This is a genomic window from Microbacterium jejuense, from assembly GCF_039544225.1.
Lineage (GTDB): Bacteria > Actinomycetota > Actinomycetes > Actinomycetales > Microbacteriaceae > Microbacterium > Microbacterium jejuense.
On sequence record NZ_BAABLG010000001.1, the window covers coordinates 1 to 14,580 of the forward strand.

Sequence of the window (14,580 nt, forward strand, 5' to 3'; positions counted from 1 at the left end):
GTCCCGCTGCTGCGCTGTCCCGCTGCTGCGCTGTCCCGCTGCTGCGCTGTCCCGCTGCTGCGCTGTCCCGCTGCTGCGCTGTTGCGCTGCCCGTCCGCTGTTGTGCTGCCCTTCGCTGTTGTGCTGCCCCCCGCTGCCGTGCTGCCGAACTCCCACGCCGCACGGCCCGGAACTGTCACCCTGCGGGCACTGCTACCAACGTCGCGGCAGGCTGGCTGTCCGCGCCGTCATTGCGGCAAGGGCCCACGCTCTGTGTGCGATTCGTGGGTCGGGGTCACGATCGTGGGTGCGACACCTGTGTCTTCAGCGTCCATCCGCGGTCAACCGAGCCACCCTGGGCGCCTGCGGTTGATCGGCAGGGGGCGAGGGTTGTGCTCCCTGCAGGTGACGGGCTCCCACGCGCAAGCCCGTTTCACGTGAAACGGCACCCGTACAACGTCTCCCCGACCGAAGCGGACCTCTTAGCGTGCAGTCGGTGAGCGTGCGCGCCTCGATGGAGCTCCTGCGATCTATCCTCCGGGCTGAGGCACTGTCCAGCGTTGGTCGGGTGGGTGGGTGTCCAAGGGCCTGCCTTGTGCTGACTCGTATTGCTCAGCGTCGGGGCTGTCGATGAGAAGATTCGCCTGAGAGAACGAGTGCGGCGCAGGCGAGTGAGGCGGGGACCGCCTCGTCGGCTGCAGGTGCCGGTCGCGGGTCGTGTGCCGCATGCCGAGGATCGGTGGGCTCAGGGCAATGGCTGTGGTTGGCGGAGGGAGCTGTGTGTACGTGTTGTCGATTGGACTCCACGGCATCCAGTACTGGCCGCGAGTGTGGGCGAGACACGATCGCCGTTTCACGTGAAACATGCGCGATTCGCTGCTGTTGTCGCCTCCTAGCGCGTGTTTGCGGGAGATGTGGAGCAAACAGATCCACCGCGTCGCACAGCAAGGTGCCGTGTCAACCCATGGATCTCTTGGCTGCGCGGCGCTGTGAGGTCGACACTGCGTCACAGTCGCGCCGCAAAGTCGCGCGCACCGTCAGTCCCTCGTCATCGACTGAAGGAGACCAGCGCTCGACCACCGCGGCTCGCGGGTGCGGGGTCTTCACTGGCGCTCGGGCTGGTTCGGGAACTCGGGGCCGGTGCCGCTGCGTCGGTGCGATCGTGCCCGCGGGGCTGGTTGGGTGGCGGCGTGTGGTCACAGACCCTCTGGAGATTGGTGTTTCACGTGAAACATCGTGGCTTCACGGGCTTCTCGCACGCGCGAGCAGATGGGTGTCGTCGGCGGCGTGGATGTCTGCGCTGCGAGTACTGCGAGGGAGGCGCGATGTGGCCTGGCGGGCGGTAGCGACTGAAGACTGTGCGCTGACGGGTGGAGGAAGGTGCCGCCCGAGCGGTCCGCCTCCCGCAGGCTCAACGCCATACGTTGCTGCGTTGAGGCGAGCCGCGCGGACGTCTACCTGACGCGTGGCGACCAGATCGAGGCGCTCTTTTGGTGGGGCGGGGCCTCAGCCGCACAGGATTCCCGTTCCGCGCGCTTGCCTGAGAAGCCCGCCACGCAAGGGGGCGAGTGGCCCAGATGGGCGCGGGCGGTGACGGGCCCGTTGCGCGCGCTTGCGGCGCCTGCGTCCTCGAAGTTGGGGCGGGTAGTCGTCTCAACGGCGCAGAGTCAGCCCGGTTGCCCAACGTGTGAGGGTTCGGTCATTGAGCAGAGCACCAGGATGGGACGTGGTCTGCTCATGCGGATGCGGATGTGAACGGAAAGCACGATCTGGTCGAACGAGCATTCGGGCAGTCAACCGCGGTCACGTGGGATCCGCCACGCATGGGAATGGATCGAGACCGCCCTGGCCCTGGGCATAGGGCGCGGATCTCAGTGGACGCCTGTGCTGCCGGGATGTGTGTCGGCGTCGATCGGATCGGACACGATCTCCCGTGCACAATCGCGTCTGCAGTGGGGTGGACCGCGTTCGCGTGAGGTAGCCGCGACACGGGGCTGTTTGAGATCCCAGCGTTTAGACGAGGCCGGCCCGGACTCTGAGTCCCACACCGCCGTGCGCTTCGGGCGGGCACTGCCAGCGAGGCGAACGGTTCGGCACGTCAGTAGACCGTTTCGTCTCGCAGCGAGCCATGTTTCACGTGAAACACCGCGCGACTGGACTGATGCGACGTCCTTGGCCGACGTACTCGGGCGAGTCCGCGCCGTGAAATAGGCGGGTGTGAGCGGTGGGCGCCCGCACAGCCATTGCGCCATCTCGACAGACCGCCCTGCCGGGACCACGGAACGTACGGTGCCCACGCGCTGGTTGATGTCGGCCGGCCAAACTATCGCGCGAACCCCTGGATGCCTGCCGAAGGAGCGTCGGCCTCGTGTTTCACGTGAAACACGAGGCCAACGCCTTCATGTTTGCGTCGCTTTGCCGACGTGCGGGCGCCGCGTCAGGACGGACGGACGTGCTTGGCCGTCAAGGTGGCGGAAATCACGGGAGACCATCACGCCCAGATCATCAGCGCCAATGGCAACCCCCGCAACACTCAAGGTGTGCTCGCCGGCGACTGCACGGGCAGGAGCGGCCGACCAGGCTGCGCAGCGAACACGCGCAGCTCATCGCCCTCGTATCCCCCGAGCTCTGGAGCCCTCGTGCCCCCCGGGGTTCTGGAGCCTTCGTGCTCCCGAGCTCTGGTGCCCGATGGTCCGGCCTTGGATAGAGCAGCGAGAGGGCGCGAGACTCCCAACCTGCCCCTTGGGCCGGCGGAGCTCAGAGCCAGCGCACGCTCGCGCGCAAGGAACCCTACGGGGCTGGGGCAGCAGCCAGGGCGAGCAGGAATCTGCCGCGTCAAGTTCACGCTCCCACTGGATTGGGCCGTTGCACGTTGCGTTTCACGTGAAACAACGTGCGAAAGAGCGTCTTGTCAGGATTCTGCGCAGATCCTTGTTGATCACCGGCACGCCGGCCAACTGAACTCACACGCCGACCGGGCTGGCTTCGCGGCCAGGGGCGCCAGCCGCTCCTGATCAGGTTCTGCTGGGAACACGCGCCGTGCACGAGAAGCACTGTCTGAGGGGAAGGTTTGTCCCCCACATGGCGAGTCGTGCTGTGGTGCCGAAACGTGGTGCTCGGTGTCAAGGCGCCACAGTCCCGCCCTAGCGCTGCGACGGTCGGGGTTCGCCCTGATCCGTGGTCCACCGTTTGTGAGCCGGCGGCTCGCGCCCGCGCGGAAGCAATGTCGCTCCGGTGACGATGGCGGAGAACGTTGGGCCTGCGCTGGAGAAGCAGGATCTCTCTGCCACGGCGGGCTCGCCAGCAAACATCTCACGCGACAACCGCAGCCAGCAGGGAGGAATCGACGGCGTTTCACGTGAAACGCCGTCGAAGCGGCACAGACGCGCAGTCATCGGAGCGACGACGGAACGCCACGGGACGCGAACGACCGCGACCCGCGGACTGGAGTCACGTGATGTCGTGACAGCGCGGCAACAGAGCGCCGGTCTGCTCCCCTGAGGCGCACGGGACAGGCGGAGGGTGGGTGTGCATGCAGAGTCGGAGGATCTCTGCCGCGTTGCGCCTGCATCAGTTCGTTCCAGAACACCGCGAGTGACGCCCTGTCGGGATCATGCGGATGATGCGGATGTCGAGACCGCGTTCGGTCGCTGGTCCGACAGTGCTGTGCCTGCCGCCAGTTGGGCATGGGTGCGCCTCCCGATGGTGAGCGGGCTGGACGCGCGTCGCGCGTCGGCGGTACATCTCGAGCGCCACAGATGCGCACGCCTCAGCGATCGCATGCGCAATGCGTTGCAGCGGTAGTCGACGGCCGGCCTGCGCCGAGTGCGGGCGCGTGGACCCGACGTGCAACCGAACGGACGACCGCCGGCATCCACTCTCACTCTGTTCCCCGTGTGGTGGCGCGTCTGTGCGAGGCGGCACTGTGTCGCATGAAAGAGAGCCTTCTGGACACCGGCGCCTCGAGCTCAGAGCGGGTCAGGCGTCAACGTCGAAGCGCGCATCGGTCGGAACCACTCGCTTCGAAACGGCGTCAGAGGGCGCCGCGGCGCGTAGACGAAGCGCTCTTCAAGATGGTCGATTGCGAGGCCGCCACGAGTCTTCCTTGCCCGGAAACACGCGGGAGAACTTGCATCCGTGGCGTTCAGTCCTGAGCAGGGTGACATGCGTGATCCGGCGGTCGATCGCTTCGCACGTGAGCGGCGGGTTGGCGGGGCGGAACGGCATGTGCGAGGTTGACTAGGGACATAGATGCTCCGCGCGGAATGGTAAGGAACGAATGAACAAGTGGCTTCGGCGGCTGGGGATGGGGGGAAGGCGGGATAAGGTGGAGAGCGATGTTGAGCGGCTCGCGCAAGGGGGAGAGTTTCACGTGAAACAACCCCACGAGACCGAGGCTCAGGCATCCGTCTCATCCGACGGTCCGCCGATCGTCACAACGCTGGCCCCTTCCGAGACCGCGACGAAAGACGAGGTCTGGACCCCGGACCGCGACTCATCGGCGGCGCCCGAAGCTGTCTGGACGCCCGACCGGGAGTCTTCTCAGGTGGCTGCAGCCGCTGCCGACACCGCTGCCGACGCCGAGTCCTCCCCCGAGCCTGAGCCCGCCGTAGCGGACGTCACGGTCGACGAACACCCGACACCGGCGGCAGACGAAGCAGAGATCCCCGATGCCGTGAGCGGACCGGCCGTCGACGCCGATGTCGCATCCGGCGAGTACGCTGACGGCACGCCCGCAGATCACACCCAGCCGGCTCCTGTCGAGCGCACCGAGGTCGCCCCCGCGGAGCAGGCTGAGGATTCCGCTGACGAACAGCCCGCCGACCCCGAGGCCAGCAGTGAATCGGCAGGCGCCGAACCGGCCGCCATCGACGAAGCCCCCACGAGCACGCAAGAAGAGGAACCACCCATCGCGCAGGAAGACGCCGCAGACGTCGAGCAGGAAGACGAGGACTCCCCGATCGCGCGGGAGCTCGCGGATCTGACGGCACGCCGCAAGGCACTCGAAGAGGCCGAGGTGCACCTCACCGGGCGTACTCGCGTCCTCACCGTGTCGAACCAGAAGGGCGGTGTCGGCAAGACCACGACCACCGTCAACCTCGCGGCGGCCTTGGCCGAGCGCGGTGCTCGGGTGCTCGTGATCGACCTCGACCCGCAGGGCAACGCATCCACGGCTCTGGGAGTTCCGCACACGTCGGACATTCCGAGCGTCTATGACGTGCTCATCGACGAGTTCCCGCTGGCCGACATCATCCAGGTGAGCCCGGAGTCGCCCAATCTGCTGTGCGCGCCGAGCACGATCCACCTCGCCGGCGCCGAGATCGAGCTGGTGTCCCAGGTGGCGCGCGAGCACCGACTGCGCGTCGCGGTCGACGACTACCTGGCGAACAACCCGGATCTGCTCGACTTCATTCTGATCGACTGCCCGCCGTCGCTGGGCCTCCTGACGATCAACGCCTTCACCGCCGCCGGCGAGCTGCTCATCCCCATCCAGTGCGAGTACTACGCGCTCGAGGGTCTGAGCCAGCTGCTCGGCACGGTCCAGATGATCCAGAAGCACCTCAACCCGCGGTTGCAGCTGTCGACCATCCTTCTGACGATGTACGACGGTCGCACGCGCCTTGCGCAGCAGGTCGCCGATGAAGTCCGTGCCCACTTCCCCAGCCAGGTGCTCGACACGATCATCCCCCGCTCGGTGCGCGTCTCAGAGGCGCCGAGTTTCGGGCAGTCGGTTCTCGCCTACGATGGACAGTCGGCCGGCGCCATCGCGTACCGTGAAGCGGCCGTCGAGATGATCCGGCGCGACAGCGCCTCGAATGAAAGGGGCGCCTGATGGCAGCGAAGCGCACAGGACTCGGCCGTGGAATCGGCGCACTCATCCCGACCAACGAGCAGGCCGACGAGCGTCCCGCAGATGTGTTCTTCCCTCGCGCGGTCGCGGTGGACGAAGCCGAGCCCGGCGCGGCAGCTTCGGCAGTGAAGTCGAAGGCCGACGCGCAGCCCGAGCCTGAGCCGCAAGAAGACCTCGTCGAGGTGCCCGGCGCCCGTCTCGCGCACATCAATCCGAACGACATCGTTCCCAATCCCCGCCAGCCGCGCACGAACTTCGACCCCGAGCATTTCGGCGAGCTGGTCCACAGCGTCCGCGAGTTCGGCGTGCTGCAGCCGGTCGTCGTGCGCCTCAACGAGAAGGGCGAGTACGAGCTCATCATGGGTGAGCGCCGCACGCGCGCCGCTCGAGAGGCCGGCCTCGACTCGATCCCCGCGATCGTGCGCGACACCGCCGACGAGCACCTCCTCCGCGATGCGCTGCTCGAGAACCTGCACCGGTCCGAGCTCAACCCGCTCGAAGAGGCGTCGGCGTACCAGCAGCTGCTCGAGGACTTCGGCATCACGCAGGAGGAGCTCGCCACCCGCATCGGCCGCTCACGCCCCCAGATCAGCAACACGATCCGCCTGCTGAAGCTGCCGGTCCCCGTGCAGCAGCGCGTCGCGGCCGGCGTGCTCACAGCGGGCCACGCGCGTGCGATCCTCTCACTCGAGGACGCGACGGCGATGCAGCGCCTGGCCGACAAGATCGTGAACGAGGACCTCTCGGTGCGTGCCGCGGAGGCCGCGGCGAAGCTTCCGGATGCCGCACCCGTGCGTGCGGCCAAGCCGCAGGCCGGATCACGCCGTGCACACCTCGACGAGGTCGCCGAGCGACTCGGTGACCGACTCAACACACGCGTGAAGATCTCGCTGACGGCGCGTAAAGGCCAGATCAGCATTGATTTCGCGACGATCCAGGACCTCAACCGGATCCTCGAGGAGCTCGGCGAGACGGAGTACGGCGCGGCCGAGGCGTCGTAAGCGGGTCCACCCGCAGGTGTGCGGCGGCCACGGGCGCTACGCCTCGCTCTTTCGTCGCCCGCACAACGACCGGGGATCCCGCTCGCTCAGTGGCCGCCGGCCAGCACGGCGGCCCGGCGTCGCAGCACCTCGGTCTCGGCGGCATTGCCGGGAAGCTCGGCGGCGGCGAGGAACTCCGAGGTGGCGGCATCCATTCTTCCGAGCCGTTCGAGCAGCTCGGCGCGCACCGCGACCAGGGGGCGGAAGCCGGTGAGCTCCGGCTCGAGATCGGCCACGACCTCGAGGGCGGCCTCGGGGCCGTCGACCATCGACAGCGCGACCGCCCGATTGAGGCGCACGACGGGCGAAGGCGCGAGCGTATCGAGAGCGTCGTAGAGGCGGAGGATCCTGTCCCAGTCCGTGTCGGCGAACGTGGGTGCAACGGCGTGGCACTGCGCGATGGCCGCCTGCAGTCCGTAGTACCCGAGGCCGCGGCCTGCGGCATCCGCTCGACGAAGTGCGTGCGAGCCGCGCGAGATCGCGGAACGGTCCCAGCGGCGTCGGTCCTGCTGCTCGAGAGTGAGCGGGAGGCCCTCGGCATCGATGCGGGCGGCGAAACGCGAGGACTGGAACTCCATGAGCGCGATGAGCGATGAGATCTCGGGCTCGCCCGGCATGAGCGTCTCGAGCTGCCGGCCCAGACGCACGGCTTCACGCGCGACATCAGGCCGGAGAGGCCGTTCCCCTTCCGCGGCCGAGTACCCCTCGGTGAAGAGCAGGTAGATGACCTGCAGCACGCTCGCGAGGCGCATGGGTCGTTCGGTGCGGTCGGGCACTTCGAAGGGCACGCCTGCCGCGGCGAGGGACTTCTTGGCGCGCACGATCCGCTGCTGCACCGTGGGCACGGTCATGAGCAGCACGCGGGCGATCTGCTCGGACGTGAGGCCGGCGACGGTGCGGAGCGTCAGCGCGAGCCGGGCCTGGGCCGGCAGCACCGGGTGACAGGCGACGAACACCAGACGCAGGACGTCGTCGTCGATGCGGTCGGGATCGGCGTCGCCGGGGACGGGATCGGATGCCTCGGCCTGGAGTGCCTCCGTCACGAACAGCGGTTCGCGCTGGGCCATGCGTTCGCGCCGGCGCCAGCCGTCGATCGCGCGTCGCTTGGCCACCGACATCAGCCAGGCCCCGGGACTATCGGGGATGCCGGACTTCGGCCACGCGTCGAGCGCCTCGACGAGCGCCTCTTGCGCCAGATCCTCCGCCCACGCGAAGTCGCCGGTGTGGCGGGTGAGGGCGGCGACGATGCGTGCGGACTGGTCGCGCCACACCGCCTCGACGGCACGAATGCCCGAGGTGCGGGGATCCTGCTCGGGCACCGGCGTCATGCTCTCAGCGTAGAGCGACCGGTCCCCCGCACGACCCGGGTGTCGGTGTGGGGACGTACCCTGGAGTGGTGGCGAACGACGAGCAGACTCCGAGGAGAAGAGCCAGCCTCGAGCTGCTCCGTGCCGAAGCCGCCGATGAATTGTCGGTGCTGATCGCCGAGAGACTGCGCAGCGGCGAAGATCCGTGGGACTTCATGGAGGACCTGCCGTCGGTCGACGAGCTGGTCGTCTTCATGCTGCGCGCCGAGAACATCGCAGAGAACGGTGGCGCACGGCCCAATGCGAGCCGGCACTACCGCGTCCTGCGGCAGATCGCCCTCGACTACCCTCCCCTGACCGCCGCGGTGTGGCGGCTGCTCGGCGACGCGAACACGCACCGCCGCTGGGATGCGACGGTGCGCGTCGACGCGAACTGACCCGGAGTCAGGCGTTGGCGGCACGCCACTCCTGCTCCTTGGTGACCCACTCGTCGTTCTGATCGAAGTCGCTGAGCTCGTTGACCCGGCGGACCTCGAGCGCCGTGCCGGGACCGAGCGGGCACTTGCGCGCCCAGTGCTCAGCCTCTTCGCGGGTGGCGACCTCGATGATCCAGAAGCCGGTGAAGACCTCCTTGGCTTCGGCGTACGGGCCGTCGGTCACGACCGGCGGCGCCGACGTGAAGTCGACCCGGAAGCCCTCGGCGGCATCCGAAAGGCCCTCCGCGCTGAGGAAGACCCCGGCCTTCTGCAGCTCTTCGTTGTAGCGGCCCATGGCGGCGTATGCCTCGGACATGTCCGTCGTGGTCGGGTCGAACGCGGCGGCGGCTTCGGCATCGACCTGCATGATGAGCATGTAACGCATGATTCTTCCCTCTCGTCGGGGCCATCCCGGCCCGGCGGGTCCGTTCTGGCCCGTCACCTTGTGCGTCGAACCAGCCTCGCCCAGATCGACACCGCGGCGCAGAAAAGTTCAGGAATCCTCACATTCCTGGTGCGGCATGTGGTGGGAGACAGCAGAAAGCCCCGTCAGGCGGCGGCCTGACGGGGCCTTCTGCAGCGTTCGGGATCAGCCGATGTACGCGGCGAGATCCTGCTCGAGGGCGAACTTCGGCTTGGCGCCGATGATCGTCGTCTTCACCTCACCGCCGTGGAACACCTTCATCGCGGGGATCGAGGTGATCTGGTACTTCATCGCGAGATCGGGGTTCTCGTCGACGTTGAGCTTCAGGATCGTGATCTTGTCGGGGTGCTCGGACTGGATCTGGTCGAGGACGGGCGAGACCATACGGCACGGCCCGCACCACTCGGCCCAGAAGTCGACGAGCACTGGGCCGTCGGCCTGGAGCACGTCCTGCTCGAACGTGGCGGAGGTCGTCGCCTTGGCGGTCATCTTTCTGTCTCCTTCGGTGGGAAGTCTGTCATCGGCGTCAACAACGCCGGTCAGGGAATCATTCCGGTCCGTTGCTGGGCGTAGGGTGTGCGTCGCTCAGCGACCCAGGGTCGCGGCATCCGCCAGTCCGTCGATCTCAGCCCCTGCGGGGTCGGGCGCACCGGCCTCGCCGAGCGCGGCGAGGTAGTGCTCGACGTCGAGGGCTGCGACAGTGCCGCTGCCCGCAGCGGTGACGGCCTGGCGGTAGGTCGGGTCGATCACGTCGCCGGCGGCGAACACGCCGGGCAGCGACGTGCGCGACGAACGGCCGTCGACCCACACGGTGCCCTCGGGGGTGAGCTGCAGCTTGTCGTGCACGAGGTGCGTGCGCGGGTCGTTGCCGATCGCGACGAACACGCCGTCCAGGGCCAAGTCGCGGCGGGTGCCGTCGACGGTGTCTTCGAGCACGACGCCGGTGACGGCCTCGTCGCCGAGGATGTCGACGACCTCGCTGTTCCAGACGAACTCGATCTTCTCGTTCTTGAACGCGCGCTCCTGCATGATCTTCGAGGCGCGCAGCTCGTCACGGCGGTGGATGATGTACACCTTCGACGCGAACTTGGTGAGGAACGTCGCCTCTTCCATGGCCGAGTCACCGCCGCCGACGACCGCGATCACACGCTCGCGGAAGAAGAACCCGTCGCACGTCGCGCAGTACGAGACACCGCGGCCCGACAGACGGGCCTCGCCCTCGATGCCGATCTTGCGAGGGGCGGAGCCGGTCGCGAAAACGAGCGAGTCCGCTTCGTGAGTGGCGCCGCTGCCGAGGGTGATCTTCTTGACGGGGCCGTCGATGTCGAGCGACACGACGTCGTCGTAGAGCACCTCGGCGCCGAAGCGCTCGGCCTGCTCCTGCATCTTGGCCATGAGGTCGGGCCCCATGATCGCCTCGGGGAAGCCCGGGAAGTTCTCGACCTCGGTGGTGTTCATCAGCTCGCCGCCGGCCTCGACCGAGCTCGCCACGACGAGCGGGCTCAGGTTCGCGCGGGCCGCGTAGATGGCGGCGGTGTACCCCGCAGGACCCGACCCGATGATGATGACCTGACGCACGTGCGCACCTTTCCGTCGTGAAGCCCGATGTCGTCCGAATCGGACGAACAAGGCTCCGGATGCCTCAACACATGGTAACCGCGTGGCATTCCGCCGTCCGGTTCGGCGTCGGCGCGCTCAGCGTCCGCGCGGCAGGAAGCGGCGTACGAGCCCGGTTGCGACGGTCAGCTCGGGTGCGCGGAAGATCGCGAGGATGCCGACGTACACGGCGATCACGACGATGCCGATGATGGCCGCACCCACCGCCCCCAGGATCTGACCCGACACGGTCCAGCCGTCGACGCCGCCCATGAGTTGGAAGACCAACCAGCCGACGATCCCTGCGGGGATCGCCGCCAGGGCGAACCGGGCGAGGGCGGAGAGCCACGAGGCGATCTGGATGCCGCCCAGCCGACGATGCAGGAGCCACGTCGCGACGATCACCTGTACGACGCTCGCTACCGACTGGCCGAGGGCGACCGCCGCGACGAGCTGCGCGGAGGGAAGGACGCCGGCGGTGAAGGCCCACAAGGCCCCCCAGGCCGAGCCGACCACGAGTGCGCACTGCAGGACAGTGAAGAGGAACGGGGTGCGCGTGTCGTCGTAGGCGTAGAAAGTGCGCTGCACGACGAACAGGACGGCGAGCGGTATCAGGCTGACGAGATAGCAGAGGAGCACCTGGGCTGCACCGACGGCCTCGGCGGGATCGCCGGTGAAGATCCGAGAGGCCGGGATGGCGGCAACGGCCAGGGCGGCCGTCGCCGCCACCACGAAGAAGCCGAGCGTGCGGATGCTGCGACCGATGTCGGCGCGGACCTCTTCGTCGCGACCTGCCCGCGCGTGCTCGCTGAGCTGCGTGAAGTAGGGGGTGCCGATCGACAGGACGATGATCGAGTACGGCAGCATGAACAGCAGCCAGGCGTTCTGCGCGACGAAGATGCCCGGGTCGCCCTTGGGGACGTTCGACATCACCTGCGACTGGACAAGTCCCGCCAGCTGCCCGGCGACCACCATCAGGAACGTCCAGCCCGCGAGCCTGCCGATCTGCCCGAGACCGACGCCGCGCCACCGGAAATCCGGGCGGACGCGGAGTCCGGTGCGCCGCCAGAAGACGAAGAGGATGCCGGTCTGCACGACGATGCCCAGCGTCGCGGTTCCGGCGAGCACGGCGATCATCCCGGGCGTCCACACCGTCGTGGCGCCGGCCGGCCCGAACAGCCAGATGAAGATGAGGAAGCCGGCGATCGACACGACGTTGTTCACGATCGGCGCCCACGTGTACGGTCCATACACTCGCCGGGCATTGAGCGACTCGCCGACGAGGGCGAACAAGCCGTAGAACAGGATCTGCGGCAGGCACCAATACGCGAACGCCGTCGCGAGGGCCTGCTGCTCGGGTCCGTACTTCGGGGCATACAGAGCGACGAGCCAAGGAGCCGCGATCGTCGCGAGCAGCGTGGCGCCCAGCAGCACGACCGTGCCCAGGGTGAACAGCTTCGAGACGAAGGCCCGGCCGCCGTCGTCGTGCGCGGCCGCCTTGACGATCTGCGGCACCACGACGGCGCTCAGCAGGCCCGTCGAGATGATCGCGTAGATGTTGTTGGGCAGCTGGTTCGCGACGGCGAAGGCGTTGCCGCCCGCGCTCACCGCGCCGACCGCCGCGACGAGGACGACCGATCGCAGGAAACCGGTCAGCCGCGACACGATCGTGCCGGCGCCGATCATGACGCTCGCGCGCCCGATGCCGCTCACTTCTCGGCTCCGTCATCGTCGGCCGACGACGCCTCGGCCTCGCCGTCACCCGGGGAGGCGGCATCCACGGGGCGACCTCGGCGACGCATGCGCAGGACCGTCCGCACCACCCCGACCACGACGAGGCTGCCGATCACCACGGCGAGGGCCGTGATGCCGACGCCCTCCCAATCGGCCCACACGTTGATGTCGACGGTCTCGGGCTCGCCGATGGCGACGAACGCGGGGCTGCGCAGCTGCAGGGTCAGCGTGACCTCGCCGCGACCGACCCGGGCCTGCACCGGCACGTCGACGCGGGTGTTGCTCTGCGGCGTGGCGATGACGGGCGTCTCGCCCTGCACGTCCAGGCGCAGGTTGTCGGGCGTCGTGTAGAGCACGAGGTTGACGGGATAGGGCAGGTCGTTGCGCACCCAGAACTGCAGGGGCGCCCGCGAACCGAAGAGATTGGTGGGCGTCGTGGGCAGCAGGCTCACCGAGTCCAGCGTGGTGCGCGTGGCGGCGCGGTGTTCGGCGAGCACTGTCGGCCACTCCGGGTCGCCGACCCAGCCGACGCCGAGCACCTGCAGCATCTCGGCGCGCTCGCGCCCGGTGAGCAGAGTCGGGTCGTCGAGGATCGTGGCGAAGCGTCCGAGCTCGTCCTCGTCGGCGACCAGACCGGATGCCGCGGCCGCACGCTCCGGGGACGCGTCGATGTCGACGAGCTCCGTCGTCCCGGCATCGCTCGAGGTGAGCGTCGCCAGTGTGCGCGGCTCGACCGACGGTGCCGCCGACGCGGCCGAGATGGCGGTGCCGAGGCCGAGGCGTGAGCGGTCCTCGCCGCGCCCCACCGTCACGAGAAGGGGGCCCGAGGACTCGGCCGTCGCGAACGAGAGGTACGCGGTCGCGGCGGTGAGCGGTGCGCCGCGGAGCCACGTCTGATCGATGGACGACCCCTCCTGCAGGGCAGTGGACACGTCGCTGTCGTAGACGAGGACCTCGGCGTCGCCGAGCCTCGCGTGGGCTGCGACGGTGCCGCCGGCGGATCCGGTCCGCGTCGTCGCCGAGGAGATGACCGTCAGCGACGGGTTCTCGTCGGTGCCGAGACCGCCGAGCGCGTCGACCACCTCGGCATCGGCCGTGCCGTCGGCCGGCCAGTACACCGGGGCGCCGCCGACCGCGCCGATGTCGAGCAGCTCTTCGGTCGACGGCAGCGTGTCGCCGGGAACCGTGGTCGCGGACGGGGTGGGCGCCGGTGTGGGAGTGGGCGACGGGGTGGTCGCCGTGAAGTCGCCGGCCGACATCGCGTACGTGAACGACGTCGGGGTGAGCGGACGACGCAGGCCCGACTGCAGCTGTGCCGTCACGTCGGCGTCGCCGAACTGCAGCGCGAACCGTGAGTTGGGGAGCGCCTCGAGCTGCGCCAGCCACTCCAAAGCGGGCTGCGGCGCCGACGTGCCCAGCACGCGGATCGAGGCCGGGATCGCCGGGTCGACGGCGAGGATCGCGTTCGTGCCGGTGACGGCGCCGAGTTGGCTGGTGAGCGTGCCGTCGGGGGCGGTGAGCTCGGCGAGTTCGTCGGAGGTGAGCAGACCCTCGACGCGAGGACCCGCCGTGATCGGCACCACGACACCGACGGCGACGGGTTCGCGGGCGTCATCGGGGACCACGAGGGCGCTGGTCGAGGTGACCAGCCCCGTGTCGGCCGCGTACGACGCGGACAGGGGGTAGACGCCGGGCGTCAGGCCGGCGAGGGCCGGGTCGTCGGCCGCGATGGTGACCGCGCCCTCTTCGCTGCCGCCGGGCTGCACGGCAGGGAGGGGCTCGACGGCGATCGGCGAGACCGCGGCCTCTTCGACGTCGCCGCCCAGCCAGTCGCGCAGGTCGGTGCGCGTGGCGAGCGGCGTCCGCCCGAGCGAGAGGGTCACATCCGTCGCGGGGATCTCGGCGTCGGTGCCGTTCTGCAGCGAGACCCACACCGTCAGGGCGTCGCCGGGCCGGACGATGCCGTTCGACACGGGCGACAGCGTGAAGACGGTGGTGCCCGGAGCGATCGACGACGTCGGGGTCGGTGTGGGCGAGGGCTCGGTGGCGGCCGACGCCGGGACGGGCAGCGCGACGGCCAGCGCCGCTGCTGCGGCGAGCACAGCGGTCGCAAGGCGAGGGGCGCGGCGTGGGGGGCGCCGCAGAGCCCGCGGTCTGGTCACGATCATCCTGT

9 protein-coding genes are annotated in these 14,580 nt (G+C 68.9%); 3 read left to right on the forward strand and 6 right to left on the reverse strand.

Annotation, left to right across the window (positions count from 1 at the left end; all coding sequences use genetic code 11):
- Positions 1–4,888: 4,888 nt before the first annotated feature.
- On the forward strand, positions 4,889–5,812 hold the full coding sequence (locus tag ABEA46_RS00005) for a ParA family protein (protein ID WP_345542732.1): 924 nt from the start codon (positions 4,889–4,891) through the stop codon (positions 5,810–5,812).
- Entirely contained in the window at positions 5,812–6,831 is a 1,020-nt protein-coding gene (locus ABEA46_RS00010) for a ParB/RepB/Spo0J family partition protein (RefSeq protein ID WP_345542261.1), read from the forward strand. The genes ABEA46_RS00005 and ABEA46_RS00010 overlap by 1 nt, the downstream gene beginning before the upstream one ends.
- 86 nt (positions 6,832–6,917) lie before the next feature.
- Here the strand turns inward: ABEA46_RS00010 and ABEA46_RS00015 are convergent, their stop codons facing one another.
- The gene (locus ABEA46_RS00015; protein ID WP_345542263.1) at positions 6,918–8,198 is read right to left on the reverse strand and encodes an RNA polymerase sigma factor; all 1,281 of its coding nucleotides are present in this window, start codon (positions 8,196–8,198) and stop codon (positions 6,918–6,920) included.
- Between the two features lie 68 nt (positions 8,199–8,266).
- Here ABEA46_RS00015 and ABEA46_RS00020 point away from each other — a divergent pair, with 68 nt between their 5' ends.
- A complete protein-coding gene (locus ABEA46_RS00020; protein ID WP_345542264.1) occupies positions 8,267–8,614 on the forward strand; it encodes a tryptophan synthase subunit alpha in 348 nt (115 codons plus the stop codon).
- Positions 8,615–8,621: 7 nt separating this feature from the next.
- Here the strand turns inward: ABEA46_RS00020 and ABEA46_RS00025 are convergent, their stop codons facing one another.
- From ABEA46_RS00025 to ABEA46_RS00045, 5 genes are all read right to left on the reverse strand, one after another.
- A complete protein-coding gene (locus ABEA46_RS00025) occupies positions 8,622–9,038 on the reverse strand; it encodes a YciI family protein (protein WP_345542265.1) in 417 nt (138 codons plus the stop codon).
- Between the two features lie 204 nt (positions 9,039–9,242).
- A complete protein-coding gene (gene trxA / locus ABEA46_RS00030; RefSeq protein WP_345542266.1) occupies positions 9,243–9,566 on the reverse strand; it encodes a thioredoxin in 324 nt (107 codons plus the stop codon).
- Between the two features lie 96 nt (positions 9,567–9,662).
- A complete protein-coding gene (gene trxB, locus ABEA46_RS00035; protein ID WP_345542267.1) occupies positions 9,663–10,655 on the reverse strand; it encodes a thioredoxin-disulfide reductase in 993 nt (330 codons plus the stop codon).
- 117 nt (positions 10,656–10,772) lie between these two features.
- Positions 10,773–12,386, reverse strand: coding sequence for a murein biosynthesis integral membrane protein MurJ (gene murJ / locus ABEA46_RS00040; protein WP_345542268.1), 1,614 nt, complete (start codon positions 12,384–12,386; stop codon positions 10,773–10,775).
- Positions 12,383–14,569, reverse strand: coding sequence for a DUF6049 family protein (locus ABEA46_RS00045; protein WP_345542269.1), 2,187 nt, complete (start codon positions 14,567–14,569; stop codon positions 12,383–12,385). The genes murJ and ABEA46_RS00045 overlap by 4 nt, the downstream gene beginning before the upstream one ends.
- Positions 14,570–14,580 lie beyond the last annotated feature (11 nt).